Below are 25,573 nucleotides of genomic sequence, written 5' to 3' on the forward strand. Positions count from 1 at the left end.
AAGAATGCAGCCTCGAGTCGACTTCATTTCATTGGGCGTCCGCAGTGTTGATGCCTCCCGCGCCTTCTACGTCAACGGCCTCGGCTGGCCGGTCCACCGGGAAGTCCCCGGCGAGGTGGTGTTTATCCAGGCAAATCACGGCCTCATTCTTTCCCTCTGGGACGCGGGCCAGATGCAGGCCGAAGCCTCCGTGGACATCCCTGCCGGGGTCCCCTGCATCACGTTGAGCCATAACGTGGGCAGCACGGCGGACGTTGACCGGGTCATGGCCGATGCCGAGGCTGCCGGGGCCACCGTGGTGGCCTCGCCGAAAACCCAGCCCTGGGGCGGGTACACCGGATACTTCGCGGACCCGGACGGCTTCCGCTGGGAAATCGCCTTCAATCCCACCTGGTCCGTGGACGCCGCCGGCAACGTCACGGTCTGAAAGCCGGCTAGAACAGGCTTCCCACCGGCTGGATAAGTTCCGGCGAGTCATTTTTCACATTCCCGACGGCGGTGCCAACAGCATCGATGGTCCAGCCTTCGGCGACGTCGTGCGCACCGGCCCGGACCAGATCCACCAGCCCCGCGGCATCGTCCGCCTGCGGATCCAGCCATGCCTGCATGGTCTCGCGGTCCATGGGCAAGGGCACCCTGTCGTGCAGGGCGGTGAGTTCAGCCAGCACTCCCCCGGCGTAGCCGTCCGGCGGTGAATCGGTCGTCATGATGGAGGTGGAAAGCATCCAGCGCTGCGGGTCCCCCTCGGGCTTGGAGGGATCCTTCCACCACTCATACAAACCGGCGAACACCAGCGGCCGGCCGTCCTTCGGGTGCACATAGTAGGGCTGCTTGCTGCGGCCTTCACCCTTCCACTCGTAGTAGCCGTCCGCCGGAACCGCGCAGCGCCTGGAGCGGGTCGCCTTGCGGAAAGCCGGCTTCTCCAGGACGCTCTCGCTTCGCGCATTGATCATTTTCGAACCAATGGAAGGGTCCTTGGCCCAGGACGGCACCAGCCCCCAGCGGGCCACGTGCAGTTGCCGGACCGGGCTGCCGTCCACCAGCCGCTCCAACAGGATAGGCACGTCAGCGGTCGGGGCAACATTCCACGACGGCGGAACCACCAGCTCCTCTTCCAGTTCTGCGTCAAATTCTGCCAACAGGTCCCCGACGGCCCTGGCCATCACGTAGCGTCCACACATGGCACCAGCATGCCACCGCCCGCATCCGGTGTCACCCGGCGTAACCATGGCGTTCCTACGGCACCCCTGCGCCAGGGGAATACCGGCGGCCGGGTTACGGTTGAGGACAAAGACATCTGATTTGATAACGACGAGCAATAACGAGCTTGAGGAGAACTCCGTGGATTTCACTCCCGAATCCGGCACCATCACCATGTTTTCGACCACCTGGTGCGGATACTGCAACCGGCTGAAGAAGCAGCTGGACGCCCAGGGCATCGGTTACACCGAGATCAACATCGAAGAAGTCGAAGGCACCGCCGACCTCGTGGAACAGCTCAACGGAGGCAACCGCACCGTCCCAACCGTGCTATTCCCGGACGGTACCGCCGCCACCAACCCGTCGGCAGCCGAAGTAAAGAGCCGGCTCGCGGCCTAGGGGTCATCTCATTCAGCGCAGAAGGCCGGGCACCGCGGGTGCCCGGCCTTCTGCATATCCGCAGGTTCCGGCAGCCCCTGCACCGCCGGCTAGCCCCGCAGGCTGGCAAAGTCCGCGTAGTCCAGCTGCGCATAGCCGGCGTAGGTGTTGATGACCGCCGCTTCGATGGCCGCGACGTCGAGTCCGGGAACCAGGTCGTCCACCGCGCCGGCAGTTGCCGGGTTCCAGTCCAGCCCCAGGGCCGCGTAGCTGGCTTCCAGGACTATGCGGATCGGTGCCGAGTTCTGCACCACGATGACCGAACTGAACAGCCAGCCTCCTGAGACCACCCGCTGGGCCGTGCCGATCAGTTTGACCCGGTGCTGCGGATCTGCCGGGTCGAGGCCGTGGACGCTGAACTCACCCGGGCAGTACTCACCCGGGATTTCGCCGACGGCGGCGTGGACCCCGGCGCTCCGAAGCGCGTCCGCCAGCATCCCGCCGAAGAAGGCGAAGCGCCCCTTCGCGCCGGCAATGGCATCGGCGTGAGGTTCCACATGGTCGACGATCAGCGTTCCCTGGTGGTAGGCCGCGGCCCGGCCGCCGGCCTTCCGCACCAGCGGTTCAAAACCCAGCTCCCGGCAGGCACGGGCGGCAGCCTCAAAGCCGGGAAGGTGCGCGTCGCGCTGGCCGAAGGCGACCGTGGGAGCAGGGCGGTAAAGCCTAAGCGTCGGGCCGATCCGCCCGGTCTTAGCCATGCCCAGCAATTCAATGCCGAATTCGAGGTCACGCGCCGCACCCAGCGACTCCTCCTGCCGGACAATGGTCAGCGAGGCTGGTACGCCGGCCGCATGCTGCATGTTGCTAAGCTCCCTTATGGTCATTCTGCAATTCCTGGTCGTCGCCGCTGCGTTCGCCGTCATTGACGCCATCTGGCTCAAGACGATGAACCCCTATTACCGCCGACAGATTGGTGAGCTGCTGGCCGACAAGCCCAATCTAGGGTACGCGGTGGTCTTCTACGTGATCTACATTGCCGGCATTGTCTTCTTCGCCCTGCGCCCCGCGCTCGACGGCGGCAGCTGGCTCAGCGCCGTCGGCTACGGTGCCGCCCTGGGCGCCTTCGCCTACGCCACGTACGACCTCACCAACGCCGCGACGCTGAAAACGTGGCCCTTGCAGCTGATCGTTGTGGACATTCTCTGGGGCGCGGCGCTGACCGGCCTGGCCACGCTGGCCGGTTGGCTGGTATTCCACCAGAACTAGGGGCAGCAGGACCAGCCCCGCAACAACGGACCTCCGCAGCAGCTACGTCCTGCGGAGGGTCAGGATCTGTTCCGCCCGGCCGAAAGGCCCGGCGAGGTCGTGGAGCACAGTTGACGTCAGCCCGATACCGTCGGTGCCGAAGGAGACGGCGTTGTCCAGGCCCAGCCAATCGCCGGAGGGTTTCCGGTACATGTGGATCTGCAGGTCCAGGTTGGGGAAGGCATAGCTGTCCTTGCCCGGGGGTACGCGGGCGGCTATTCCGTTCGCCGTATCAACCAGCCCCATCAGCCGTGCGACGTCGCCGCTGTCCTCCCTGTCGGTGAGCGGATGCGCGGTGCGCAACCAGACGGTGCCGGAGCCCGGACGGTGTCCGTCCGCAACGCGCATCTCAAGGGAGCGGATGTAACCTCCCGGCCAGACGCTCGCACCGTCGTATGGCGAGCACTCCTCCGGCCCGGGAATGCGGGTGTCTTCCACCGCGGCCACCGCCGATGTGTCGGACGTGATCATCCGCCAGGCAGTGGCCCGGATGGCCACCCGCCCCCCGGCCACCAGTTCGGCCTGGAGCAGTTCGATGGTGCGTCCGGGGCGAAGCGTGGTGGTCAGGACTTCGAAGTCGCCGCCCGGAATCAGTCCCAGGATCTCGTAGCTCAGCCGGGCCATCCTGACGTCGTCCCGCGGCGAGTGCCGCTCCAGGCAGTCCGCCATGATCCCGGACGCGGGCGCCATGTGCTGTTCATGCTCGTTCCAGGCGCCCTGGGCATGAATCGTGGAACGGAATCGTCCGCCGCCCAATGACTGGTAGTAGAACCCGCCCTCGGCAAGTTCCGGAAGTGCAGCAGTCAACGTCGACCCTTTCGCATGGCTGGTGATGATCCCAGAACACACTATCGCCTGCCGGCCCGCAGCATCCCCTCGTCCTCACAGCTTCCTCATATCAGGGCCTCACGGCCGGCATAAGTCCGGAGCCTGGAAATTAGGGCTTGACTCCTCTCAAAAACAAACAGCGCAAGGGCAGGCGGGGGACGACGGCACGGCCGCGTCCCCCGCCGTGATGCTGCACTGTTTCTGTGGAGTCTTTCTGCGCTGCCTTCCTGTGCTCGGCACCCCGTACGGACTAGACTCAGGAGTCGGTTCTCCTAACTACGCTCGGAAGAGGTAATCCCCTGATACGAGTCATCAGCTACAACCTTCGCAAGCACGCGGCACGCGGCGAACTGCTGGATCTGGCCCGCGACTTCGGGATAGATGCCTTGTGCCTGCAGGAATGCGACACCACCGATTTGCCGGACACGCTGGGCCCGCTCCACCTGGCCGATTCAACGAAGGGCAACAGGCTGGGGCTCGCCATCTACTACCGGATGGACCGATTCACGGCCTTTGATACCAACACGTTCGCGTTGAAGAAGTCGTTGCACGACCGGGTGCTGGCCCCGGCCCATGAGCGTTTGATCGGCACACGGGTGGTGGACAATGAAACAGACCATGAGCTGGTGATCGCCTCATTCCATGCCGCTCCCCTGACGGCCTCCAATTCGTTGCGCCGCAAACAGATCAAGGCGGCACACGCGGAGCTCCTGGGCATGGGCAGCGGGCTGATGACGCTTATGGTGGGCGACTTCAACTACCCGTTCTTCACCAAGAACCTCACCGAACACATGAAGAATTCCGGCTACGAACTCTCGCTCAGCGACCGGCGAACCTATACGAGGTACAAGGTCTTCAAAGGCCATTTCGACTTCGCCACCTCCCTCGGCCTGGACATCGAGAGTGTGGAAACCCTGCCGCGCGGCGCCTCGGACCACCTTCCCATCCTGGTGTCAGCGGAGTACGGCCAGGATTACGGACCCATCCAGGGAACGCCCCAGCCCTGACGCCGACCACCAGCCCGGGAGGCCCCAGTGCGCCGCGATTGGATCCTGAAAGCCGTTCCGGGCATCCAGCTGGCACGGACATACCAGCGGTCCTGGCTTCAACCAGATCTGGCCGCCGGAGCAGCCCTTAGCGCAGCCCTGATACCGGCCGGAATGGCCTACGCTGAAGCCGCCGGCCTTCCCGCGATCACCGGACTGTACGCGTCTGTGGTTCCCATGCTGTTCTACGCCGTTTTCGGGCCTGCCCGGGTAATCATTGTGGGGCCCGATTCTTCGCTGGCGCCCATGATCGCCGCCGCTGTGCTCCCGCTGGCAGGACGGGATCCTGACCATGCCGTGGCGCTCGCAGGCGTCCTGGCCATCCTGATCGGAATCTTCCTTGTCGCCGGCCGGATCTTCAGGCTGGGCTTCGTCACCGGACTGTTGTCCAAGCCGATCCGGGTGGGCTACCTCAATGGCATCGCGCTCGCCATCATGGTCAGCCAATTGCCCAGGCTGCTTGGGATCACGGTATCGGGAGACTCACTACCGGCCCGGGCCACGGAGACGGCCGAAGCCGTTGTGGGGGGAGCCACCAACCCTGTGGCGCTGCTGTTCGGAGCTGCCACGGTGGCAATCATCGTGGCCGGCCGCTCCCTCCCCGGTAAGGTGCCCGGCGTGCTCCTGGCTGTGGGGGCCTCCATCGCAGCGGCCGCCGCCCTGGACCTCAGGGATGCCATGCCCATGGTCGGAGCGCTTCCATCGGGCTTGCCGAAACCGGCCCTCGAGGGCGTCACTATGGAGGACGTCGCCGGCCTCATTGGACCTGCTGCCGGTATCGCGCTCATCGCCTTTGCCGATACGTCGGCGTTGTCCAAAAGCCTCGCAGGACGCCGCGGCATCCACACCAGCGGCAACCAGGAAATGGGGGCGCTGGGGATCGCCAACGTGGCAAGCGGCATGCTGGGCGGCTTTCCGGTCTGCGGCAGCTCATCCCGGACGCCGATAGCGCTCGACGCCGGGGCGCGCACCCCCTTCAGCGGCATCGTGGCGGCAGCCCTGGTGGTGGTATTCATGGTGGCAGCCCCCGGGGTGACAGCCTATCTCCCCACCACCACGCTGGCCGCGGTCGTCATGGTTGCAGCGGCCTCGCTGGTGGATATCAAAACCCTGCTCCGGCTGGTCCGGATGAGCAGGATGGAAACGGTCCTGCTCGTCGCCACATTCCTTGGGGTCGCGTTCGTGGGGGTGCTGCAGGGCATCGTCATCGCCATTTCCCTCTCGCTGATCGCGTTCATCCGGCGGGCGTGGGATCCGTACCGCACCGAACTGGCGAGCCTGGAAGACATCCCGGGCTACCACGACCTGAGCCGGCACCCGGAGGGCAAGCGCGTCCCCGGCCTGGTGATCGCCCGTTTCGATGCGCCGCTCTTCTTTGCCAACGGAGCGGTTTTTGCGGAGCACATCCGCAATCTTGTGGCGAACGCGCCCGCGCCCGTGAAGTGGGTCATTGTGGCTGCCGAGGCCATCACGGACCTGGACACCACCGCCTTGGACGACCTCGTGGAGCTCGACGACGAACTTGCCGGCCAGGGCATCAGCCTGGTTTTTGCCGAGTTGAAGGGACCGGTCAAGGACCGCCTGCTCAAGTTTGGCGTCAGCAGCAGGTTTGGTCCGGACCACTTCTTCCCCACGGTCAACAACGCGGTGCGCACCTACAAGCGGACGTTCGGGATCTAGCCGCTGTTGTTAGCCGGCTCAGTCCGAACCCAACGGAATCACGTCGAGGCGCGATCCCGGGCCTATGACTATGAGGACACGGTCCGCCGCGACACCGTCCAGTGCCTCGGCGAGCCGTTCGGGCAAGTCGCCCGCGGCACCCTCCGCAGCGGTCGCGGTGACGGATGTCCCGGCACCCGGAGTCGCAGCGCCGGCGTTCGCAGCGCCGGAGGTGCCGGCGTCGGCCTTCCGCCAGACGGTGACACTCGCCCCGGTAACCTCAGCCGCCACCCGAACTAGCGGCTCCGGGTCACCGGCCGCCACCAGGATCACTTTCCGCACCGTGCGTTTGCGGGGCGCAGCGGCCGCGGTGAGGGAACGGTCGTGCCGCCATACCGCGAAGTGGTATCCGGCGGCGAGTCCCGTGGCCACGAGCAGGCCCAGCGGCGCCCTGATCCGGTCCACCAGGCTTCCGCCGCTGATGTCGTCGAGCAGGAATTCGAAGACCCGGTACCCGATCACCAGGAGCGTGATGACGGCGACGATGGCGCTCAGGCCGAAGACTGCGATGAGGTACACCCGCCGGCCGCGGCGGCCAAGTTCAGTCGGTTCCGGCGGCACTCCCGGCTTCCAGGTCAGCCACCACAGCGGACCGCCGACTGCCAGGGCACTGATGCCGCCCAGCAGGAGGGTACGAATGCCGTCGCCGGCCAGTGGCGTCGCTGCGATGCTAAGGGCCGAGTTGACCACGATGCCGATGCCGGTGGCCGCAGCAACCAGACCGACGCCGGAGGTCACTAGCTTTGCTGCCTGCAGGGTGGTGTCTGATCGCCCCAGGGAAACGGTCCGGTGGTACGCCCAGACGAGGGAACCCACTGCGCCCGCAGCTATCGCCGCCCCAAGCGGCTCCAGGATTTCGCCGACCGGGTCCGAACGGTCAAAGGCCAGCCGGAGCAGGACAAACAGGACTGTGCCCGTGCCGCCCACAGTCAGGAGGACGGCCCCGAGGATTCCGACCACCACCAGTGCCACATCGGCGAAATCCGTTTTCAGCCGGCGTCCGCCGTCGTGAATCCAATGCCACCACCAGATAGCGGCGCCGCCGGCGCCCCAGGCGAGCGACTGCAGCACGAACCTCCACCACGGATCCCCGATGGACGCCGATGACGTGAAGCCCTGGATCGCAGTGTCCAGGAGATTTGCGAGCGCTGTCACAGTTCCGCCCACACCGATGATGAGCCCGAAAACCGCCCCCACCACCGTGGGAACATCCGCGAGCAGCGAGGGGCTCTTTCGCGGATGCCGCCACATCCAGCGATGCCAGGCCAGAACTCCTGCCCAGACCAGTCCGTTGGACAGTGACAGCTGCCACCCCAGACGTTCGCCTCCGATGACGGACGCCGCGGCGCTGAGCAGCCCGGTGGCAGATGTGATGAGCGAGACCGCATACATGCCGGTCAGGTAAAGTCCCCAGCCCGCGGACGACCGCTCAACGGCGTCGTCGAGCCGCCGCCACACGAACCACCAGAGGGCGGCTGCCATGGGCCCGCCGATCAGTGTGAACGCCAGCGACCGGGCCAGGCCTGCCACATCACCTGCGACAAGCACCGTGCCGGCGCCGAGGAGCCGGCCCAACAGGCCGCTCAGTCCGATGGCCGTCACCACCACCAAGGCGAAAAGCAGCGTGTATACGATGAGGCGGCGGACCGTCGGCTGGGCGGACCCCGCCGCCGGGGCAGGCACCGGCCGGACGGCGGTCATTGCTTCACCGTCCGGTTCGTGCAGACCCTGAGCTGCCACGGCGCGGAATCGATCAGCCATTTTCCGTCCGTCTTGACGAGGTCAAACACGTCCTCCATCTCGTAGTCCGAGTTCCCGAAGGGTCCGCCCCCGTTCGACACCACGATCAGGACCCGGACGTCAGCAGACGAGGCCCGCTCAGTGGTGGACACCAAAGTGACCCGCAGGTTGTCCGTGGAGGCACGCTCAAAGTCGACGCACTGAGTGCGGGCCGTTTCCGTGAGGTAGGCGCTAGCCGCCGACTCATCGCCGTCGATGACGGCTGCGGAGTAGCGCTGCACCACGCCCTGGGGCGTGGACTCGTCTAGCAAGGCCGGTTCGCCCCGCGAGAAGACCACCGCCAGGGCAGCCACCGCAAGGACGGCGATAACTGCCAGGATAATCACGAGGATCCTGTTCGGTTTTCCCGCCGCTGCTTCCATGTGGTCAGTATGTCGCACTGCCCACACCCTAGCTACGGTACTTTCGGCCCTATCAGCAGTGATTGGCATGAACGAGGCTGAAGACAATCGTTGCCTCATGGGAAAGGAATCATGCGCAGAGCACTGGCTGCCATGTTGCTCGTACTGCTCGGCCTGGTAAGCGGTTCAGCCGCCGCCCGCGCCGAGCCGCCGGTGGAGATCGTGGTGGAAGACGGTGCCGGCGTCCTGGACCGCAACCGCCTGATCCCGGCCGTGGAAGCCATGGACTTCTACGAACCCACCCGGGTTGCCGTGTTCACGTACCGGGGCTCGGCGGAGGACAACCTAAACGAAGAAGTCCTTCGCTTCGCCCGGGCGCAACATCCGGAATGGATCAGCGGGGACGGCCAGAAATGGGCGGACGGTTTGTTCATCTTCGCGGTGGACCCGGTGGGACGCCATGTGGGCACCTACATGGGCGAGGACCGCAAGGTTTCCCTGGAACAGCGCGAGGACATCCAGAACGCCTCCAAGGATTTGCTGCGCGATGCCCAGTGGACCGACGGAACCATCGCCGGCATCCGGCGCGGGGCGGAGCTGATCAACCAGCCCTGGTACCGGTCCACGGCATTTCTGGTGACGGCATGGAGCTCCGCCGCCGCGGCCGTCCTCGGTGCCGCGGCATGGTCGGTCGTGCGGTGGCGCACCAGGGCCGCCAGCCGCAAGGAGCTCGCCCGCGGGGACGCCAGCTACTCCAGCGTCAGCATGGATCTCCAGGTCACCGAGCTCAACGCCGGCACCATCCCGGAGTCCTCCCGGTACGGCAGCACCGTCCTCGAGAAGCACCGCACCTTCCTGGCAAAGTACAAAACCGCCACGGAGCTGGCCAACCGGGCGCACGCGCTCACTCCACGTGCCATGAGCCGGCGGCCGAACCTCAGGCTGGTGCGGGATTTTGCCGACGCCTCCGCTGAACTGGATGCCCTGGATGACGTCATTGCGGACACCAACGCATTGCTCAACCGCGGATCTGCGTGGGCATCTGCCTGGGACCGGCAACTGGCACCGTTCCGCAGTGACCTGGCAGCCCTGGAACAAATGCTCAGCAAGCGGCACGCCGCGGGCGACTCGGCGACTGCCGCGGCACTGCGGTCCTTCCGCGACGAGAGCCACCGGGACATTGAGAGGTGGTCGGCTGAACTCGCCGAGGGCACCATGAGCCCTGAAACGGCCTTGGACCGGCTACGGGATGCCCGGACGCACCTGACCGAACTGCTGAAAAACCACGCAGACACAGTCATCGCAGGCTTCGCGAAGACCGACCGGGAGGCCAGACTGATGCGAGAGGAAATGGACAGCGCGCAGGCCGGTACAAAGGTCAAGTACGGCCGTACTTACGAACCCAGCATCCTTGGCACGGTCTATCCGTCGTACTACTTCTTCTCAGTCCCCGCCTTCAACACCGGGTTCAGCACCGGGGTGGGGAGCGTCAGCACGGCCCGCGGCGGTGGCGGCACCACCGGCTACGGCGGCAGCGGAGGCAGTTTCTCCGGGTCCGGGAGTTCGTCCAGTTTCTAGGCACGGTTCAAGGCCCCGAACTGCCGGCGGTGCGGCCGCTGCGGCCCGCCACCGGGTCTCGACAAGGATCCCGGATCGGAGGAAGCTGAGCATCGTAAAGCGATCACTACATCGGTTCGCCGCATCGATTCAGACCAGGCAAACCGACTCCGCTGTCCGGTCGCGCACGCGGGTCCGGACAGCCCCATCCGCAACTCCGATTGATGGAGAGAGCCATGACCACGAACGTTGTCGCTCAACTCGCAGTAAAGTCGCACAATTCTCCGGACGAAAAGCGCCGCCCGGACAAGACGGAAGTGGATCTTGTATCCGTCGACGCCTACACCATCGGAAGATTCAAGTTTGAACCCGGCTGGCGTTGGTCCGAGTGCATCAAGCCCGTCGTCCAGACCGATTCGTGCCAGCTCAGCCACGTTGGTTTCTGCGTTTCCGGCAAGCTCACGGTCCAGACTTCTGACGGCAGCCAGATCACCATCGCCGCTGATGACTCCTACAGCATCCCGCCAGGGCATGATGCATGGGTTGAGGGAGACGAGCCCTTTACGGGCATCGAGTTCGTCAGCGCCGCAGTGTTCGCCAAGGCCGCCGAATAGCAGCCAGGCGGCGTCTGGCAGCCCAGGTGCACAGCAGCTTCCCTACTGCGGGTGGATCCTGTCCACAATGAAATCCCCGCCGGGAATGACCGTGGTTTCATGGCCGTCGTCGAAACGCACCACGTAGGGCGGCGCTCCGTCAGCGCCATGGACCTCAATGATCTGGCCGTGCCGCTCCGCCGATCCGACCGTCTTGCCCCGGATAGTGATCCGGTCTCCCTGGGTTGCCTTCATGGCAATCACCTCCAAGAACCAGAGTACGAGTGTCGGGGCAGGGATAACAGGGCCGTTCCGCACTGGCAGGACGGGGGTTTCAGGCCGGGCGCCTATGCGGCGCCGGCCGGCATCTGGCGCTGGTGGCCGCCTGGCAGGAGTATTGGGATACAACGGATCTTGACCCTGGCACGGGACCGAGGGGGGAGCTGCTATGGCGGAGGAGAAACCGACCAGCTGGTGGGCTACGCTGCCCGGTCTGCTGACCGCCGCCGCAGCGGTGATCACCGCTGTGACGGGGCTGCTGCTCGGCCTGGGGCAGCTTGGGATGTTCGACGCCGGCAAGCCCGCAGCTTCAACGGCAGGCTCCTCCGCCGCCGGCGCGTCCTCACAACCGGACGGCACCGTGCCGCCGTCGGGTGCCGGGTCCGGCGCCGCTAACAGCCCGGAATGGGCCGTGGCCCTGCCCGCCGAACGCCGCTACCGGGCTGCCGACGTCGAATACGAAATTCTCGGTGCCCGTGCCCGCCCTGATGTGTCCGGCAAGATCGCGGTGACGTTTATGCTCAGATGCACCAACCACGGCAGGTACGACATCAACTTCTGGGACTCAACATTCAGGCTGAACGCGAGCGGGGTGAGCCACTCCCCCGATTCCGGCCTGAACGAGCTGGTGGCTGGCGATGCAAGCAAATCGGGCGATGTCCGCTTCACTATCCCGGCGGACACGCGCGATGCGGTCCTTCGCATCAAATTCGCAGAGGGCGAGGGCACGGTTCAGATCGAGATATCCCCGCCCTGAAACCCCGGGCGGATACGTGGCGACGGGGAAGGCCGGTGACCGGCTGCCCCCAAGGCAGCAGATCACCGGCCTGTCCTCCTGTTCCCTGCCCCCGGCGAGAACGGGACGGAAGGCTAGGCTCCGGCGCGGACGAAAGTCACGCCGCCGGTGGCCGTCAGCCAGGACAACGGGTGCGTGACGGTGGCGTTGACGCCGTTCATGCCGCCGCTGATCACCTGTCCGTCGCCGACGTAGATGCCCACGTGGCCGGACTGCACCACCATGTCGCCGGGCTGGGGTTCCCCCACCACTGAGCCGTAGTTCATGAACTGCATGGGTCCCAGGTCGCCGACGGGAATGCCTGCGGAGCCAAGTGCCTTTTCCACCATGGCGGTGCAGTCCTGGGTGATGCCCAGTTGGGCATAGGCGGCAGAAACCATGGCGTCATTGACGCCGCCGGCAGCCGGGGCAGGGGCGGGCGCAGCCGCCTGGACCTGGACGGAAACGGCAGGGGCCGCCGGCGTCGCGGCCGGTGCCGGAGCTGCCGCCGGGGCCGCCGCTTCTGCCGGGGCGGGCTCTGCAACCGGCACTTCGACCGGAGCGGGGGTGGTGCTGACGTCCGGCCGCTCGAAGCTGATCCTGACGTGGGAGTCCGCGCTGAGCGGGGCACCCACCTGGGCCTGGGCATCGAGGCCGGATGCCGGTGCCGAGTCGCGTTCCGCGGGAGCCTCGGCGGCCTGCGCAGCCATCCCGCTGGACAGGACCAGGCCCGAAGCCGCCGCAATTACCGCGGCCTGGCGGCCAACCTTGCTCCTGCCGCGGGCCGTTGGGAACCCGGAGCGCCCTGCAGGCGCTGTTGACGGATGATGAGCGGGCAGTTTGCGTGAAGACATGAAGTAACCTCTCCCGATGCCTGCGAGGTTAGCTGTCGGATTCGGATGGGAGACACCCGGCCGCAGTTGCCATCCGCTCAGCGGACGGCGTGCGGCTTCACCCCGAAGACCTGCACAAGAATCCTGCAGGCCAAAAGTGGTTTCCCCGTCCCTGCCGGATGGTTTCGATCGGATCCCGGACCGCGGCAGGGTTAGGCAATCCGCCCGGGAGTGCCCGTATCTGAGATAACCGGCACCGTTCCACCGTACGCGTGCCTCTCGGGCGATGTCACATTTGAGTAACGCGCTGCCGGACCAAGGGCGGGATGCAGATTTCGGCTGCTGTGTACTCGGGTACTGCGGCAATCAAAGTCGAGTGTTTTGCCTTGGCGCCGCGAGGCGTAGTCTACGTGCATGTTCTTGCGGGGGGACTCACACGCTTGGAGGCATCATGCGTTGGTCGAATCAGCCTGTCCGCAAGCCCGCGCGTTGCGTGGCGGATCCCCCTGAACCATTGGCCGAAGGCCGGCACGGCAGGCGCTGGGTTGCAGTCCTGGGTGCTCTGCTGCTTGCTGTCAGCACAGTGGCGGGCGTGGCTGGTACTTCGAAGGCTGCGGCGCCAACCATCGTCAGCCTGACGTTCGACGACGGCCTCGGCAGCCAGTTGGCCGCGGCGCAGGAGCTGAAAGCCCACGGACTGGTGGGAACTTTCTTCATCACCACGTCCTTCGTGGGCCAGTCCGGGTTCCTCACCCAAGCAAACCTGAACACTCTCGTGGCCGACGGCAATGAGATCGGCGGCCACAGCGTGACCCACCCGGACATGACAACGCTCAGCGCAGCGGCCGCCAGCGCGGAGGCCTGCAACAGCAAGTCGACCCTCGAGGCCTGGGGCTTCACCGTCCGGAACTTCGCCTACCCCTTCGCGGCGGTGAATCAGACAGCCCAAAACGCCGTCAGCGGCTGCGGGTACAGCAGTTCCCGTGGCCTCGGCGACATCCGCTCCCCCGCCAGCTGCGCCGACTGCCCCGTCGCCGAAACGCTCCCGCCGCAGGAACCCATGGTCACCAAGGCGCCGGACCAGGTGGCCGCCACATGGACCCTGGCGGACCTGCAGGCGACAGTCACCAACGCCGAGACAACCGGCGGCTGGCTGCAGCTGACGTTCCACGAGATTGCGAACGGAACGGATCCGTCGCTGTCCATCAGCCCCGCGCTGTTCAAAGAGTTCGTCACGTGGCTGGCCGCGCGGACAGCAAACGGTACGACGTCGGTGCGTACAGTGGCGCAGGCATTGGGCCAGTCCCCCGTATCGTCACCGCCTCCCTCGCCGTCGCCTTCACCGTCGCCGACCCCGACACCCTCGCCGTCGCCGTCGCCGTCGCCAATATCGTTTGCCGACGTGCCGCCGGGCGCGGCGCTGTACACCGAGGTCAGCTGGATGGCCACCCAAGGCATTTCCGTCGGCTGGCGCGAAAGCGACGGGACTCGCACGTTCCGTCCCGGCGCTGCGGCCAGCCGGGACATGATGGCGGCGTTCTTCTACCGGTTGGCCGGCAGCCCGGCCTACACGCCGGGCGCATCGCCCTTCACGGATGTCACGCCACAGACCCCCTTCTTCAAAGAGATCTCATGGCTTGCGTCACAAGGAATCTCCACCGGCTGGACCGAGGCTGACGGCACGAGGACCTACCGGCCAACATTGGCCGTCAACCGGGATCAGGTCGCCGCTTTTGTGTACCGCTTCGCCGGAAGCCCGGCTTACACGCCGGGGGTATCTCCCTTCGCGGACATTTCCCCGCAAACCGCATTCTTCAAAGAGATCTCATGGCTTGCGTCACAAGGAATCTCCACCGGCTGGACCGAGGCTGACGGCACGAGGACCTACCGGTCCGCGTTGCCGGTCAACCGTGACCAGGTGGCTGCTTTCCTCTACCGCTACAACAACGCCTTCCCTGCGTAAGAACCCGCGTGAAGCGGAATACGTGGTGAAACACTATTGCGTGGCGATCTGCCAGCTGAGCGATCAGCCGCCGGAGGATTTCGACGTCAACACGGAGCTCCTGATCCTCGAGGGCAAGGAACTGCATGTGGCGACGTGGGACGCCGAGCCGCGGGACGGCGGCTTTGACGTCCTGGTTCTCAACGACCGTGTCAGCGCCCTCGGGTTCATGGTGGTTACAGACTGGGAGTTCCTGGAAGGCAGGGCCTACGCGGTGGTGGAGCGCCGGGCCGGCGGCTGAGCGGCGTCCGCAAGCGACAGCGCCGCCGCGCGCCTCAGCCACGGATCAGGATCCCGCACCCAGCGCTCCAGCACAGCGCGTGCCCGCATCCCCGCTTGTCCTTCCAGCGCCGCCACCAGGGGACGGACGACGTCGACGGCGAGCGGGTCCACCAGCTCACCCAGCTGCGCCTCCCGCACAAAGCCCTCGATCCGGGTGAGGTCGGAGTTGTTGAGCAGGGCCACCCGGGACTGCAGCAGGACAACCGCCGCCAGGCGGCGTTCGAAGACGGGAACCGACCACAGCTCGGTGCTAAGGGCGGTGATGTCGTCGTGCACCAGGTCACGGTGGCGGCGCAGCATGTCACGGATGGTCCCCCGCACAGCACCGACGGATGCACCGTAGAACTGAAGGCGGTCGCCCAGCCGGGCGTGCGCCTCTTCCGCCCTGAGCCAGGAACTCTCCCGCTGCAGCGAGGCATCCACGAAGTCACAGGCATCGGTCACCCGACTATTCTGTCCTAATATCGCGCGCTGGCACACGGGCACCGGTGCCCGTGTGCTGCCTGCGAGCGCGTGCCGCGGCTACGTGAGACACTCAGTCCCATGCGTGAACTGGTCGTCCTGGGAACCGCCTCGCAGGTCCCCACCCGGACCCGAAACCACAACGGCTACCTGCTTCGATGGGACGGCGACGGGCTGCTCTTCGATCCCGGTGAAGGCACTCAGCGGCAGATGATCCACGCCGGCGTTTCAGCCAGCCAGATCACGCGGATCTGCCTCACGCACGTTCACGGGGACCACTGCTACGGGCTTCCGGGCGTGCTCTCACGAATGGTCCTCGACGGCGTGCAGCACCCGGTGGACCTGCACTTTCCAGCCGCCGACGGAGATGTGGTCCGCGCCCTCGTGTCCCTCGCCTCCCCCGGCCTGGACCTGCGGCTGCATCCGCACTCCGGTCCGGGCCCGATCGCGCCCGGGCTGGAGGTGCGGCCCCTGCGGCATCGCATCGACACATTCGGCTACCGGCTGGTGGAGCCCGAGGGGCGAACACTCCTGCCCCATCAGCTCGCAGCGGCAGGGATCGCCGGGCCGGAGATCGCACGGCTGCAGCGTGAGGGGACAGTGCGCGGCGTGCGCCTGGAGGACGTGAGCGTTCCGCGCCCCGGCCAGAGCTTTGCCTTGGTCATGGATACCGCGGAATGCGACGGTGCACGGGAACTCGCCGACGGCGTGGACCTCCTCGTGGCGGAGTCCACCTTCAGCGACGACGACGCCGCGCTCGCCGCCCGGTATCTTCACCTCACCGCCGGGCAGGCAGGCGCGCTGGCCGCCACCGCCGGGGCCGGCACGCTCCTCCTTACGCATTTCTCGTCTCGCTACAGCGACGTCAGTGGGCTGGCGGAGCAGGCCCGTGCCCGTGCGGGCCTGGCAGCCGTCATCGCCGCACAGGATCTGGACAGAATCCCCTTGCCCAAACGGCAACGGGACTCCCGGCCGGCTGGCGAGTTTGCCGCCCCGAGGGGAACAGTGTCAGTAGACGAAGATGTCGATCCAGGCGCGGTTGTGTGCATGCAGCAGGACCAGGAACAGCACAAAGTCGAACAGCAGGTGTACGGCCACGATGTAGGACAGTGACTTCGTCCGGGTGAAGATGAACGCCTGGAGCATGGCGAAAGGAAAGATAAACACCGGCGCCCACGCGTGGAAACCCAGTTCCCAAAGGAACGATGTGAACAGGACGGCCTGCAACACGTTGGCTTGCGCAAGCGGCAGGTGCCGGCGCAGGAGCGCAAAGACGGTGCAGATAAAGAACAGCTCGTCCCAGATGCCCAGCGCGTTGGTGCCCAGGAAGAGGCGGAAGATTCCTTCGGGGTCCGATACCGCTGGCCAGTTGCTGTATACCCCGGTATTGACCATGTACGCCGGGAGAAGGGCGTATCCCATCAGCACGACGGCGGCGAGGTACCATTTTTCCGCTCGCGTCCATGGGTGCCCGGTCAGCACGGGAAACCTGACAGCGTGCTCCTTGAAAGCCCATCGCGACACCGCGTAAGGAACTCCCACCGCGATGATCATCGCCGTGCCCATAACCGCCATGTGCCCGGTGCTGATGTCAGTGGTGATCGGAACCAGGCTGATGGCTATGAGCCCGACAGCGATCAGGGCGAGGTCCCGGAGGAGGGCACGGTCAATGAAGCCCGCCAGTACCAGGGCCAGCGCCAGCAGCCCGTACCCCGGAACTTTCTGTTCCAGGACGTACAGGACGAAGCCGGAGAGCGACACGAGGGCCGAGGGAATCAGCTTCAGCGTCAGGCCGTTGCGGACGCTGGTTCCGGCCGCGGGCGCACGGTTAGACATATTTGCCGATGCCTCCGCCGACGCAGAAGCCGGTCATGGCCATGCGCCCGGCGTCCACGAAGTCCTGCGAGGCCAGGAAGTCGAACGCTGTCGCGAAATCCGCCACGTGGCGCTGTACTCCCGCCCGGGTCAGCGCCCTGGCGGCAGCGGAGCCAGAGGGCGTGCCGGTGCCGGTTGGCGTTGCGGGCGGCATGGCACCGGCACGGTAGTCGTCAAAGAACTCCTCGATCAGGTATCTCTCAAACTTGCCGAGCTGCACTGTCATGGCGGGCCTCCTGCCGTTTGCCACATATACTCCCCTGCCGCCCGTCGCGGGGCAAGGGCTCGAAGTCAGCCATTACGCGCGCTCAGCGCCCTGCCTAGAACGGGTTGAGCAGCCGGTCCACGAACTGCCGGGTGCGCTCCTCCCGGGGGTCGCGCAGAACGGTGTCCGGATGGCCGCGTTCGACGACGACGCCGCCGTCCATGAAGATGACCTCGTCGGCCACCTGCCGGGCGAACGCCAGCTCATGGGTGACCACCACCATGGTCCAGCCTTCATCCGCCAACTCCTTGATAACGGTCAGGACATCCCCAACGAGCTCCGGGTCCAGGGCCGACGTCGGCTCGTCAAAAAGAAGGAGCTGCGGCCGCAGGGCCAGGGCACGCACAATGCCCACGCGCTGCTGCTGGCCGCCCGAGAGCTCAAAGGGGTAGCTCTTCTCCTTTTCTGCGAGGCCTACGCGGGCCAGCAGGTCCCTGGCCTCGGCGATCGCTTCGGCTTTAGGGCGCTTTTGCACCTGGACAGGGCCTTCTATGATGTTCTCCAGCACCGTTTTGTGTGGGAAGAGGTTGTAGTGCTGAAATACCATGGCGCTGCGGTCCCTGAGCGCGGCCAGCTGTTTCTTTGACACCGGGGCGGAAAAATCGACGGCGAGCTGGCCCACAAAGTCCACCACGCCGTCGTCGGGGATTTCGAGTCCGTTCAGGCACCGCAGGACGGTCGTCTTGCCGGATCCCGACGGCCCGATCAGGGCGACGACTTCGCCCCGGCGGACGTCCATGTCCACGGATCTCAGCACCTCATGGCTGCCGAATGCCTTGCGCAGCCCGCGCACAGAAAGCAGCGCCCCGGTGTCGGGTGGTCCGGGTTCAGTGGGCGACGGTTCAGTGGATGACGGTTCAGTGGGCGACATAGCGGTCCAATCTCTTCTCCAGAACGGACTGGCCGCCGGCGAGGACCAGGCAAATGATCCAGTAGATGACCGCTGCCTCCAGGTACAGCAGCATGAATTCCTGGCTGAACGCCGCCACCTGCTGCGCCTGGCGGAACAGCTCGGTGACGAGGATCAGGGATGCCAGCGACGTGTCCTTGACCAGGCTGATGAAGGTGTTGGACAGGGGCGGGACCGACACCCTCGCGGCCTGCGGCAGGATGATCCGCACCAGCGACTGGCGGCGGGACATGCCGATCGTATGGCCCGCCTCCCACTGTCCCTTGGGAACGGAAAGGATGGCCGCCCGGATGACCTCCGCGGCGTAGCCGCCCACGTTCAGGGAGAACGCGATTATGGCACTGGGCCAGGGGCTGATGGTGACGCCGACCGAGGGAAGTCCGTAGAAGATGACGAACAGCTGGACCAGGAGGGGTGTGCCGCGGATAACCGAGATATACATGCGAGCCGCGGCTGATAACACCGGATTCCGGCTCAACCGCATGAGCGCGACGAGCAGGGCAAGGAGGAGGCCGAGGCCGAAGGACGCCAGTGCCAGCGGAATGGTTCCGGTGATGGCGCCGACGAGGATAGGCCCCAGCGAGTTCCAGACGAGGTCCCAATTGATGTTCATGCTCTGATGCTGCGTTCGCCGCCGGCTTCCACGTGGCTACTTCGAAACGTCCGCGTCAAAGTACTTCTGCGAAATTTTGGTAAGGGTGCCGTCGGTCTCCAGTTCGCTGAGGGCCTTGTTCACGGCTTCCGTCAGGCTTGTTGATCCCTTGCGGAAGGCGAGGGCGCTGAGCGACTTGTCCGTGGTCTCGGCTGCGATCTTGATGTCGCTGTCCTTCGCGGTCTTTTGGTAGTCCAGATAGGTGAGTTTGTCGTTGATGGTGGCATCGACGCGTCCCTGTTTGAGCAGAGTGACCGCTTGTGCCCAGCCTTCCACGGCCTCAACGTTGGCACCGCTCTGCTGCGCGAGCTTGTACCAGTTGCTGGTCAGCGATTGCGCAGTGGTCTTGCCCTTGAGGCTGTCGAAGGAGCTAATGCTGCCGTCATCGGCCTTGGTGACAATAACGCCGGTGCTCACCGTGTACGGCTCGGAGAATTCGTATTTTGCTTTGCGTTCGTCGGTGATCGAAACCTGGTTGGCTACGACGTCGAACCTTTTGGCCTCCAGGCCGGCGAAGATGGCGTCGAACTGGGTTTCCTGGAAGGACGGCTTCACCCCGAGCTTCCCGGCGACGGCGGTGATGATCTCGACGTCGTAACCGGTCAGTTCGCCGCTGCCCTCAGCGTGGAAGGAAAAGGGTTTGTAGGTGCCTTCCGTGCCGATCTTGAGCTCGCCGGCGCTCTTGACGTCGCTCAGGGAGGAGTCCGCGCCGCCTGTCGGCGCCGAGCCGGACGGGGTGGTGGACCCGGACCCGCAGCCGGCCAAGGCAAGGGCTGCCGCTGCAAAGAGGCCGAGAGCGGAAAGGCGTGTGCGCTTCATGGTGAACCTTCGTCCTGTAGCCGGAAGGGCTCGCCAGCTGTACCGCAGGCCGGCAGTCCACTTCCGACGATAGCAAGATCTGCTTTTGGGGAGAACAGTTGCACCGTAGGCTCATGCCATGTCGCCCGATCGCTACCTCGCCGAGCTTGCCGGTTTCCTCGACAGGCTCACCGCGCTCGCCCGCCAGTCCGGCGACGTGCTGTCCCGTTCCGTTCCGGCGTGCCCCGGCTGGACACTCGACCAGCTGTTCGGGCACCTCGGTTCCATCGAACGCTGGGCTGCGGCGGTGGTTCGTGGCGGGAACTACGTTGAGGAGCCGTCTCCCCCGGCCGCGGGAGCCGCCGCGTGGTTCATCGAGGGCACCGCGCCGTTCCTCGAGGCGATGGCGTCCGTCGAACCCGGGGCAGCGTGCTGGAACTTTGGACCGCCGCCGCGCACGGCGGGCTTCTGGCTTCGACGACAGGCGCACGAGCATGCCATCCACCTCATCGACGCCAGCCAGGCGTCCGGAGTGGCAGCGCCGGTTCCCGGCGCGGAATTCATGCTCGACGGCGTCGATGAGGTCCTGGCGATGTTCACTCCGCGACAGTTGCGGCTGAAGCGGATGCAGCCGCCTGAGCAGGCCGTCGCCTTCCACGTGCCCGGCTTCGACGTGCCCGGCTTCGAGGCGCCCGGGGCGGCCAGCTGGACCGTCGGCAGCGGCCCCGCGGCGGCGTCTGTCACCGCCCCGCTAACGGACATGTACCTCGGTTTGTGGGGCCGGTCCAATATCAAGGACACGGCCATCATCGACGGCGACGCCGCGCTGGCACTTCGCGTCCTCCGGGGCCCGCTCACACCATGAGCGGGGTGACCTCCCTGGCCCACCGCCCGCCGTCGTCGGTTCAGTGCTGGGAACACAGCCTTAAATACCCCATGGGGTATACTGATGTGACTATCCACTGATACTGAGGGAGCCACCAGATGTGCCGTGCAGTGACATGTAAGAAATGCGGTAAGACAACCTGGGCGGGCTGCGGCCAGCACGTCGACCAGGTGATGCGCGGGGTCCCTGGCTCCGATCGCTGCCGCGGGCACGAGCACGAAAACCCGGCCGGGACGGGCTTTTTCGCCAAGCTGTTCGGACGCTAGCTCCGCAGGCCCGAAGTCCTACGACAATCACCGCCCCTGAACCGGCCCCGGACCCCCGGGGGATCAAACGACGGATCGAAGCAACCATGAGCAGCGAACAACCCATCACGGCCTCCGGAAGGTCCAACCGGGTCCTGGCCCTGCAGCCCGCGATGTACAGCCAGTACACGTCGTGCATCAGGGCGGAGACCGCTTCGACATCAATGTCCGCGGGCACGTCATCCGGACCGACCAGCCAACCAGCGACGGAGGGGAGGACTCCGGTCCCACGCCGACAGAGCTGTTCATTGCGAGCCTCGCAGGCTGCGTCGCGTTCTACGCCCGCCGTTACCTGGACCGGCATGGACTTCCCACCGAAGGCCTGGCCGTGGAAGCGGACTTCCAGATGGGCTCGCGTCCTGCACGCGTCGCCCGGATCGAGGTGCGGCTCACTATCCCCGCCGACGTGCCCGCCGAGCGACGTGAGCCGCTGCTTGCCGTCGCCTCGCATTGCACCGTTCACAACTCGCTGATGGTGACCCCTGAGATCTCGGTGGCCTTCGCGGGCACCGGTGAGCGCCGGACGATGACCGGGTAGCGCCCTCCCCCCATGAAAGCAATTCAGGCCCGTGCCGCACTTCCGCTGACAGCGGCGCTCCTACTGGTGGGGTGCGCTTCCGGCGGCGGAGGTCCCGGCGCATCCAGCGCTACGGGGTCCGCGGCGGCAGCCATCACTATTAAGGACTTGTGGGCGAGGTGGCTCATGGAAAGCAGGACCGCATCCGATCTCCGGTCCGGGGCGCAACGGGCCACCCTGTGCAATGCTCCGGGCCAGGGGCATACTGAGGTATGAATGACGCCGACGACTTTTTAGCCTGGGTTAGATCCGCGCTGTACCGGGCGGAAATGGCCCTTCACGACGGCGACGCCGCCCCGCGCCGGGCGCTCTGGTCCCGGAATGAGCCGGTGAGCATCCTTGGCGCGTGGCGGAATGCGTATGGGCAGCAGGAGATCGACGAGGCCTTCGCTGTCCTCGAGAGGGCTTTCTCCAACTGCACGTCCTACAGTTTCGAACTGCAGGCCTATGACGTGGTCGGCGCCATGGCCTACACCGCGGGCCTGGAACATATTTCAACCTCCGTGGACGGTCAGCCGCGCAGCTACACCCTGCGCGCCACCCAGGTCTACCGCCGAGAAAACGGAGAATGGAAGGTGGCGCACCGCCACGCCGACACCGTGGCCGAGTGAGGGCGACGTAGACGCAAGGGGTGAACACGGGGTGGTAAGACGACTATGACCGAAGCAACGAGGTTTAGCGGACCGCACTGGCGCCGGGTGATGGCCGCCCTCGGCAACGATGACGCGCGGACGGCTTACGCTCAAGTAGTGCTCGGGGCCAAGCTCCCCGAAGCGATCGCTGATTTGAACGAACGGCGGCGGAGCCGGGCCATCACGGCCCTGCTCGAGTCCGGGCTCGTCGAACCCAACGCTGCCGGCGAACTCGAGGCGTCCGGGGCGATCTTCCGCCGCCTCCTCACGCAACAATCCCGGCGGCAGCCGCAGGCCGGACACGCCCGCTTTATGCGCTTGGGCAGGATCGAGCGGTATCCGGCCAACAAGGCGGAGCGACGGGAGCTCCTGGCATGGATTGTCACCGATGCCATCGAGCTCGGCCAAGACCTGTCGGAAAGACAGGTCAATGAACGGCTTCTCAGTTATACGGACGACGTCGTGATGCTGCGCCGCTACCTGGTTGACTTCGGGCTGCTGGAACGGACCCCTTCGGGCTCCTCCTATTACCGGCCGAAGAAGACTTAGTTCCCTGTGCGGAAAGGGCCGATGGCGGTTCCGGCGATCCCCTTCCGGACACCGATCCGCTTCAGCGTCTGGCGGATGATTGCCTGGAAGGTCTCGCTGAAATAGCCCGACAGGAAGCCCGGACCGCCGCGCTGAAGGTGAGGATGACCGCAGAATATGTGCGGGCAACCCGGGCCTTGGCCTCACCGGCTGCTTCCCCGCGCGAACGCACCACCCAACAGATGGCGCTGGTGGCCGAGGTCGCCTGCGTCCTAACCATCAGCGAACGTTCCGCCGGAGCCCTCCTGCACGAATGCCAGACGCTGACGACGGCGCTGCCGCTGACCCTAACAGCGCTTCAAGCCGGGACGATCTCCTGGCAGCATGCCCGGATCATCGTCGACGAAACCACCAGCCTGAATCCTGACGGTGCAGCCGCACTGGAAGCGCACTTCCTAGACACCGACGCGCCAAACCCCGCCCGCGGCTGTCCGGCCGGGTACCTCGTGCCTCCCCGGTTCCGGGCCAAGGCACGCTCCTGGCGGGAACGCCACCACACGGTCAGCATCGAAAAACGCTTCGCCAGCAGCGCCGCCGAACGGCGGGTCGAGTACTTCCCGGACCGGGACGGCATGGCATGGCATGGCTTACCTCCCGGCCCAGATTGCAGCGGGCATTTGGGAACGGACCACCGCCGCCGCCCGCTCCATGCAAGCCCCGGACGAGGTCAGGACCCTCACCCAGCTCCGCGCCGACGTCGCCGCTAGCTGGCTCCTCACCAACGGCACCGGCACCCCCGGCGGGACGGTCGACCGCGGGGCCGGATTGGGTGGAGACGTCCCGTACCCGAGGGCCCAAGTCCTCATCACTGTTCCGGTCTTGTCACTACTGGGCGCTACGGACGAACCAGCCATGCTGGACGGGTACGGCCCGATCCCGCCGTCCATGGCCCGCCGGCTGATCGCCGACGGCGCCGATTCCTTCCACCGCGTCCTGACGGACCCCCGCGACGGGGCGCCCTTGGAAATCGGACGGACCAGCTACCGGCTCACGAAGGCGCAGCGTCAGTGGCTCCGCCTCCGCGACGGCAAATGCCCCTTCCCCCGCGTGGTTCGGTGGACCGGACCGGGCAGGTGCTCTTCATCGACGCCCGGAACCTCGGCTACATGGTGGACCGCGCCGAGCGCGCGCTCTCCGATGCGGACATCGCCAAGATCGCCAACACGTACCACGCCTGGCGCGGCACTGCCTCGGCAGTTGAGGCTGGACTGACGTACGACGACGAGGCCGGCTTCTGCTACTCGGCCACCCTCGCGGAGGTCAAGGCGGCGGACTACGCACTGACGCCCGGACGGTACGTCGGTGCGGCCGATGTCGAAGACGACGGCGAGCCGATCGAGGAAAAGATCGCGCGGCTGTCCCAGGAATTGTTTGCACAGTTCGAGGAATCGGAGCGGCTGGCACAGATTGTGCGCGAGCAGTTGGGGCGGGTTCTGTGAGCAAGGGACTTGTGCCGCTGCGAGACATTGCCGAAATCGAAGTCGGCTACGCCTTTAAGAGTAGCGAGTTTTCCTCAGGAACTGCTGGCGTAAGGCTGTTGCGAGGCGACAACATCGCTCCTGGATCGGTTCGTTGGGACCGCACCGAGCGATGGCCGGAGACGGCGTCAGTTGCGGAGCGGTATCAACTGCAAGGTGGCGACATTGTGCTAGCTATGGATAGGCCTTGGGTCGGGGGCGGACTGAAGTTTGCCCGCGTTCGCGACATAGATCTGCCCGCATATCTGGTCCAGCGAGTTGCTCGTATCCGAGCCTCTGAAGGTATCAACCAAGATTATCTTTCCGCTGTCATTGGCGATCAGGCTTTCACTGATTACATCCTTTCAGTGCAAACGGGGACATCTATTCCGCATATAAGCTCTCGCCAGATAGGAGCCTTCGAGCTTCGGCTACACGAAAGCTCGGAGCAAGATGCCATAGCCGGGGTGTCGCAGTCGCTGGTCGAAAAGATCGCTGCCAACACCAAACTCGTCGCCACGGCCGACCAACTTTCGCACAGTCTTTTCCTGTCCATGAGCCGATCCGATAGTCAACTGGTTCCTTTGTCGGAGACCGCGAAATTCGTAAACGGCAGGGCATTCACGAAGAATGCAAGTGGCACTGGTCGAGTCGTAATCCGCATTTCAGAGCTCAACTCAGGGATAGGTGGCTCGACCGTCTTCAACGATATAGATGTGGATGAGCAGCACCTTGCCACACCGGGCGATCTCCTCTTCGCTTGGTCCGGCTCGCTCACCCTTCACAGGTGGTTCAGGCCTGAAGCTATCGTCAACCAGCACATATTCAAGGTCATCCCGAACGACGGATACCCCCACTGGCTTGTTCACGAACTTCTCCGGCACAAGCTAGAAGAGTTCAAATCCATAGCCGCCGACAAAGCCACCACTATGGGGCACATCCAGCGCAAGCACTTAGACGAACTCGTGGCGGTTCCGCCGAGCGAGGAGATTCACGAGCATGACGATCTCATGTCGGGCCTGTGGGGGCGAGCCTTGGCGGCCGAGGTGGAAAACCTCAAGCTGGCCGCAACCCGCGACGCGCTCCTCCCCCAGCTCATGTCAGGCAGGATCCGGGTCAGGGATGCGGAAAAGGTGCTGGAGGACGCGGGAGTATGAGGTCTGACGGACTCATCTAAGTCGGTCTCGCCTCGAAGCAGGATTAGCACAGACATTGCAGAAAGACATCC

General features: G+C 65.5%; 29 protein-coding genes, 2 pseudogenes and 1 riboswitch. Of the genes and pseudogenes, 18 read left to right on the forward strand and 13 right to left on the reverse strand.

The genetic code is table 11. From position 1 onward, the window contains the following. The first annotated feature begins 4 nt into the window (after nt 1-4). Nucleotides 5-427, forward strand: coding sequence for a VOC family protein (locus tag JOE41_RS01520; RefSeq protein ID WP_011692166.1), 423 nt, complete (start codon nt 5-7; stop codon nt 425-427). Nucleotides 428-434: 7 nt separating this feature from the next. Here JOE41_RS01520 and JOE41_RS01525 read toward each other — a convergent pair whose 3' ends face one another. Beyond that, on the reverse strand, nt 435-1,163 hold the full coding sequence (locus JOE41_RS01525; RefSeq protein WP_043429813.1) for an SOS response-associated peptidase: 729 nt from the start codon (nt 1,161-1,163) through the stop codon (nt 435-437). Nucleotides 1,164-1,341: 178 nt separating this feature from the next. On the opposite strand from JOE41_RS01525, the gene JOE41_RS01530 reads away from it, so the two are divergent. Continuing rightward, the gene (locus tag JOE41_RS01530; RefSeq protein ID WP_011692168.1) at nt 1,342-1,599 is read left to right on the forward strand and encodes a mycoredoxin; all 258 of its coding nucleotides are present in this window, start codon (nt 1,342-1,344) and stop codon (nt 1,597-1,599) included. A gap of 89 nt (nt 1,600-1,688) precedes the next feature. On the opposite strand, the gene JOE41_RS01535 is transcribed toward JOE41_RS01530, so the two are convergent. Further along, the gene (locus JOE41_RS01535; RefSeq protein ID WP_209753497.1) at nt 1,689-2,438 is read right to left on the reverse strand and encodes a lipoate--protein ligase family protein; all 750 of its coding nucleotides are present in this window, start codon (nt 2,436-2,438) and stop codon (nt 1,689-1,691) included. A 16-nt stretch (nt 2,439-2,454) separates the two neighbouring features. Here JOE41_RS01535 and JOE41_RS01540 point away from each other — a divergent pair, with 16 nt between their 5' ends. After that, complete coding sequence (locus JOE41_RS01540) at nt 2,455-2,844, forward strand: DUF2177 family protein (protein WP_011692170.1); 390 nt, start codon at nt 2,455-2,457, stop codon at nt 2,842-2,844. Nucleotides 2,845-2,886: 42 nt separating this feature from the next. Here the strand turns inward: JOE41_RS01540 and JOE41_RS01545 are convergent, their stop codons facing one another. After that, entirely contained in the window at nt 2,887-3,690 is an 804-nt protein-coding gene (locus JOE41_RS01545; RefSeq protein WP_011692171.1) for a thioesterase family protein, read from the reverse strand. A gap of 323 nt (nt 3,691-4,013) precedes the next feature. Here JOE41_RS01545 and JOE41_RS01550 point away from each other — a divergent pair, with 323 nt between their 5' ends. Both JOE41_RS01550 and JOE41_RS01555 read left to right on the forward strand, forming a co-directional pair. Continuing rightward, a complete protein-coding gene (locus JOE41_RS01550) occupies nt 4,014-4,718 on the forward strand; it encodes an endonuclease/exonuclease/phosphatase family protein (protein WP_043429816.1) in 705 nt (234 codons plus the stop codon). 27 nt (nt 4,719-4,745) lie between these two features. Continuing rightward, nucleotides 4,746-6,437: a SulP family inorganic anion transporter gene (locus JOE41_RS01555; RefSeq protein WP_209750493.1), complete on the forward strand. Its 1,692-nt coding sequence runs from the start codon at nt 4,746-4,748 to the stop codon at nt 6,435-6,437. Nucleotides 6,438-6,455: 18 nt separating this feature from the next. Here JOE41_RS01555 and JOE41_RS01560 read toward each other — a convergent pair whose 3' ends face one another. Further along, nucleotides 6,456-8,237, reverse strand: a complete 1,782-nt coding sequence (locus JOE41_RS01560) for a DUF5671 domain-containing protein (RefSeq protein WP_307800652.1) — start codon at nt 8,235-8,237, stop codon at nt 6,456-6,458. Then, nucleotides 8,174-8,638, reverse strand: a complete 465-nt coding sequence (locus JOE41_RS01565) for a hypothetical protein (RefSeq protein WP_043429818.1) — start codon at nt 8,636-8,638, stop codon at nt 8,174-8,176. Before JOE41_RS01565 ends, JOE41_RS01560 begins: the two co-directional genes overlap by 64 nt. A gap of 111 nt (nt 8,639-8,749) precedes the next feature. Here JOE41_RS01565 and JOE41_RS01570 point away from each other — a divergent pair, with 111 nt between their 5' ends. Then, entirely contained in the window at nt 8,750-10,195 is a 1,446-nt protein-coding gene (locus tag JOE41_RS01570) for a DUF5129 domain-containing protein (RefSeq protein ID WP_209750496.1), read from the forward strand. A 215-nt stretch (nt 10,196-10,410) separates the two neighbouring features. Continuing rightward, nucleotides 10,411-10,788 (forward strand): cupin domain-containing protein, encoded by a 378-nt coding sequence (locus JOE41_RS01575; RefSeq protein ID WP_011692177.1) that lies wholly within the window; start codon nt 10,411-10,413, stop codon nt 10,786-10,788. A gap of 42 nt (nt 10,789-10,830) precedes the next feature. Here JOE41_RS01575 and JOE41_RS01580 read toward each other — a convergent pair whose 3' ends face one another. Then, a complete protein-coding gene (locus tag JOE41_RS01580) occupies nt 10,831-11,022 on the reverse strand; it encodes a DUF1918 domain-containing protein (RefSeq protein ID WP_209750499.1) in 192 nt (63 codons plus the stop codon). A 193-nt stretch (nt 11,023-11,215) separates the two neighbouring features. On the opposite strand from JOE41_RS01580, the gene JOE41_RS01585 reads away from it, so the two are divergent. Continuing rightward, nucleotides 11,216-11,803, forward strand: coding sequence for a hypothetical protein (locus JOE41_RS01585; protein ID WP_209750502.1), 588 nt, complete (start codon nt 11,216-11,218; stop codon nt 11,801-11,803). A gap of 113 nt (nt 11,804-11,916) precedes the next feature. On the opposite strand, the gene JOE41_RS01590 is transcribed toward JOE41_RS01585, so the two are convergent. Beyond that, a complete protein-coding gene (locus JOE41_RS01590) occupies nt 11,917-12,675 on the reverse strand; it encodes an NlpC/P60 family protein (RefSeq protein ID WP_209750506.1) in 759 nt (252 codons plus the stop codon). 3 nt (nt 12,676-12,678) lie between these two features. Further along, nucleotides 12,679-12,855, reverse strand: a riboswitch (cyclic di-AMP (ydaO/yuaA leader). Nucleotides 12,856-13,105: 250 nt separating this feature from the next. Between JOE41_RS01590 and JOE41_RS01595 the strand changes: the two genes are divergently transcribed. Both JOE41_RS01595 and JOE41_RS01600 read left to right on the forward strand, forming a co-directional pair. Continuing rightward, nucleotides 13,106-14,617 (forward strand): polysaccharide deacetylase family protein, encoded by a 1,512-nt coding sequence (locus JOE41_RS01595; RefSeq protein WP_209750508.1) that lies wholly within the window; start codon nt 13,106-13,108, stop codon nt 14,615-14,617. A gap of 25 nt (nt 14,618-14,642) precedes the next feature. After that, on the forward strand, nt 14,643-14,897 hold the full coding sequence (locus JOE41_RS01600) for a hypothetical protein (RefSeq protein ID WP_156037032.1): 255 nt from the start codon (nt 14,643-14,645) through the stop codon (nt 14,895-14,897). Here JOE41_RS01600 and JOE41_RS01605 read toward each other — a convergent pair. Then, nucleotides 14,864-15,382 (reverse strand): DNA alkylation repair protein, encoded by a 519-nt coding sequence (locus JOE41_RS01605; RefSeq protein WP_011692183.1) that lies wholly within the window; start codon nt 15,380-15,382, stop codon nt 14,864-14,866. The two genes, JOE41_RS01600 and JOE41_RS01605, sit on opposite strands and share 34 nt — an antisense overlap. 99 nt (nt 15,383-15,481) lie before the next feature. Between JOE41_RS01605 and JOE41_RS01610 the strand changes: the two genes are divergently transcribed. After that, a complete protein-coding gene (locus tag JOE41_RS01610; RefSeq protein ID WP_209750510.1) occupies nt 15,482-16,513 on the forward strand; it encodes a ribonuclease Z in 1,032 nt (343 codons plus the stop codon). On the opposite strand, the gene JOE41_RS01615 is transcribed toward JOE41_RS01610, so the two are convergent. The 5 genes from JOE41_RS01615 to JOE41_RS01635 form a co-directional block, all read right to left on the reverse strand. Further along, nucleotides 16,409-17,236: a CPBP family intramembrane glutamic endopeptidase gene (locus JOE41_RS01615; RefSeq protein ID WP_209750512.1), complete on the reverse strand. Its 828-nt coding sequence runs from the start codon at nt 17,234-17,236 to the stop codon at nt 16,409-16,411. The two genes, JOE41_RS01610 and JOE41_RS01615, sit on opposite strands and share 105 nt — an antisense overlap. Beyond that, nucleotides 17,229-17,501, reverse strand: a complete 273-nt coding sequence (locus JOE41_RS01620) for a hypothetical protein (protein ID WP_209750514.1) — start codon at nt 17,499-17,501, stop codon at nt 17,229-17,231. Before JOE41_RS01620 ends, JOE41_RS01615 begins: the two co-directional genes overlap by 8 nt. 94 nt (nt 17,502-17,595) lie before the next feature. Further along, a complete protein-coding gene (locus JOE41_RS01625; protein ID WP_280873335.1) occupies nt 17,596-18,411 on the reverse strand; it encodes an amino acid ABC transporter ATP-binding protein in 816 nt (271 codons plus the stop codon). Next, on the reverse strand, nt 18,398-19,063 hold the full coding sequence (locus JOE41_RS01630) for an amino acid ABC transporter permease (RefSeq protein WP_209750517.1): 666 nt from the start codon (nt 19,061-19,063) through the stop codon (nt 18,398-18,400). Before JOE41_RS01630 ends, JOE41_RS01625 begins: the two co-directional genes overlap by 14 nt. 36 nt (nt 19,064-19,099) lie before the next feature. Further along, a complete protein-coding gene (locus JOE41_RS01635) occupies nt 19,100-19,921 on the reverse strand; it encodes an amino acid ABC transporter substrate-binding protein (protein WP_011692189.1) in 822 nt (273 codons plus the stop codon). A gap of 118 nt (nt 19,922-20,039) precedes the next feature. Here JOE41_RS01635 and JOE41_RS01640 point away from each other — a divergent pair, with 118 nt between their 5' ends. The 7 genes and pseudogenes from JOE41_RS01640 to JOE41_RS01670 all read left to right on the forward strand — a co-directional run bounded on the left by JOE41_RS01640 (nt 20,040) and on the right by JOE41_RS01670 (nt 25,502). Further along, nucleotides 20,040-20,765 (forward strand): maleylpyruvate isomerase family mycothiol-dependent enzyme, encoded by a 726-nt coding sequence (locus JOE41_RS01640; protein WP_209750519.1) that lies wholly within the window; start codon nt 20,040-20,042, stop codon nt 20,763-20,765. 459 nt (nt 20,766-21,224) lie between these two features. Next, on the forward strand, nt 21,225-21,629 hold the full coding sequence (locus tag JOE41_RS01645; RefSeq protein WP_209750521.1) for an OsmC family protein: 405 nt from the start codon (nt 21,225-21,227) through the stop codon (nt 21,627-21,629). Nucleotides 21,630-21,880: 251 nt separating this feature from the next. Next, nucleotides 21,881-22,279, forward strand: a complete 399-nt coding sequence (locus JOE41_RS01650; RefSeq protein ID WP_209750523.1) for a nuclear transport factor 2 family protein — start codon at nt 21,881-21,883, stop codon at nt 22,277-22,279. A 45-nt stretch (nt 22,280-22,324) separates the two neighbouring features. Next, the gene (locus tag JOE41_RS01655; RefSeq protein ID WP_209750525.1) at nt 22,325-22,849 is read left to right on the forward strand and encodes a DUF2087 domain-containing protein; all 525 of its coding nucleotides are present in this window, start codon (nt 22,325-22,327) and stop codon (nt 22,847-22,849) included. Between the two features lie 26 nt (nt 22,850-22,875). After that, nucleotides 22,876-23,932: pseudogene (locus JOE41_RS01660) on the forward strand (DUF222 domain-containing protein); the annotation flags it as partial. 2 nt (nt 23,933-23,934) lie between these two features. Then, a pseudogene (locus tag JOE41_RS01665) lies at nt 23,935-24,327 on the forward strand (N-6 DNA methylase); the annotation flags it as partial. Then, nucleotides 24,324-25,502: a hypothetical protein gene (locus JOE41_RS01670; RefSeq protein ID WP_209750527.1), complete on the forward strand. Its 1,179-nt coding sequence runs from the start codon at nt 24,324-24,326 to the stop codon at nt 25,500-25,502. The pseudogene JOE41_RS01665 and the gene JOE41_RS01670, both read left to right, overlap by 4 nt. The last annotated feature ends 71 nt before the right edge of the window (nt 25,503-25,573 follow it).

Source organism: Arthrobacter sp. PvP103 (assembly GCF_017833075.1).
GTDB lineage: Bacteria > Actinomycetota > Actinomycetes > Actinomycetales > Micrococcaceae > Arthrobacter.

Coding starts and splice junctions, on each gene's coding strand:
- JOE41_RS01640 (WP_209750519.1), top strand. CDS start 20,040: ATGTCGCCCGATCGCTACCTCGCCGAGCTTGCCGGTTTCCTCGACAGG.
- JOE41_RS01575 (WP_011692177.1), top strand. CDS start 10,411: ATGACCACGAACGTTGTCGCTCAACTCGCAGTAAAGTCGCACAATTCT.
- JOE41_RS01655 (WP_209750525.1), top strand. CDS start 22,325: ATGACCGAAGCAACGAGGTTTAGCGGACCGCACTGGCGCCGGGTGATG.
- JOE41_RS01635 (WP_011692189.1), bottom strand. CDS start 19,921: ATGAAGCGCACACGCCTTTCCGCTCTCGGCCTCTTTGCAGCGGCAGCC.
- JOE41_RS01595 (WP_209750508.1), top strand. CDS start 13,106: ATGCGTTGGTCGAATCAGCCTGTCCGCAAGCCCGCGCGTTGCGTGGCG.
- JOE41_RS01620 (WP_209750514.1), bottom strand. CDS start 17,501: ATGACAGTGCAGCTCGGCAAGTTTGAGAGATACCTGATCGAGGAGTTC.
- JOE41_RS01580 (WP_209750499.1), bottom strand. CDS start 11,022: ATGAAGGCAACCCAGGGAGACCGGATCACTATCCGGGGCAAGACGGTC.
- JOE41_RS01625 (WP_280873335.1), bottom strand. CDS start 18,411: ATGTCGCCCACTGAACCGTCATCCACTGAACCGTCGCCCACTGAACCC.
- JOE41_RS01540 (WP_011692170.1), top strand. CDS start 2,455: ATGGTCATTCTGCAATTCCTGGTCGTCGCCGCTGCGTTCGCCGTCATT.
- JOE41_RS01585 (WP_209750502.1), top strand. CDS start 11,216: ATGGCGGAGGAGAAACCGACCAGCTGGTGGGCTACGCTGCCCGGTCTG.
- JOE41_RS01535 (WP_209753497.1), bottom strand. CDS start 2,438: ATGCAGCATGCGGCCGGCGTACCAGCCTCGCTGACCATTGTCCGGCAG.
- JOE41_RS01590 (WP_209750506.1), bottom strand. CDS start 12,675: ATGTCTTCACGCAAACTGCCCGCTCATCATCCGTCAACAGCGCCTGCA.
- JOE41_RS01570 (WP_209750496.1), top strand. CDS start 8,750: ATGCGCAGAGCACTGGCTGCCATGTTGCTCGTACTGCTCGGCCTGGTA.
- JOE41_RS01630 (WP_209750517.1), bottom strand. CDS start 19,063: ATGAACATCAATTGGGACCTCGTCTGGAACTCGCTGGGGCCTATCCTC.
- JOE41_RS01565 (WP_043429818.1), bottom strand. CDS start 8,638: ATGGAAGCAGCGGCGGGAAAACCGAACAGGATCCTCGTGATTATCCTG.
- JOE41_RS01615 (WP_209750512.1), bottom strand. CDS start 17,236: ATGTCTAACCGTGCGCCCGCGGCCGGAACCAGCGTCCGCAACGGCCTG.
- JOE41_RS01650 (WP_209750523.1), top strand. CDS start 21,881: ATGAATGACGCCGACGACTTTTTAGCCTGGGTTAGATCCGCGCTGTAC.
- JOE41_RS01560 (WP_307800652.1), bottom strand. CDS start 8,237: ATGGCTGATCGATTCCGCGCCGTGGCAGCTCAGGGTCTGCACGAACCG.
- JOE41_RS01610 (WP_209750510.1), top strand. CDS start 15,482: ATGCGTGAACTGGTCGTCCTGGGAACCGCCTCGCAGGTCCCCACCCGG.
- JOE41_RS01520 (WP_011692166.1), top strand. CDS start 5: ATGCAGCCTCGAGTCGACTTCATTTCATTGGGCGTCCGCAGTGTTGAT.
- JOE41_RS01525 (WP_043429813.1), bottom strand. CDS start 1,163: ATGGCCAGGGCCGTCGGGGACCTGTTGGCAGAATTTGACGCAGAACTG.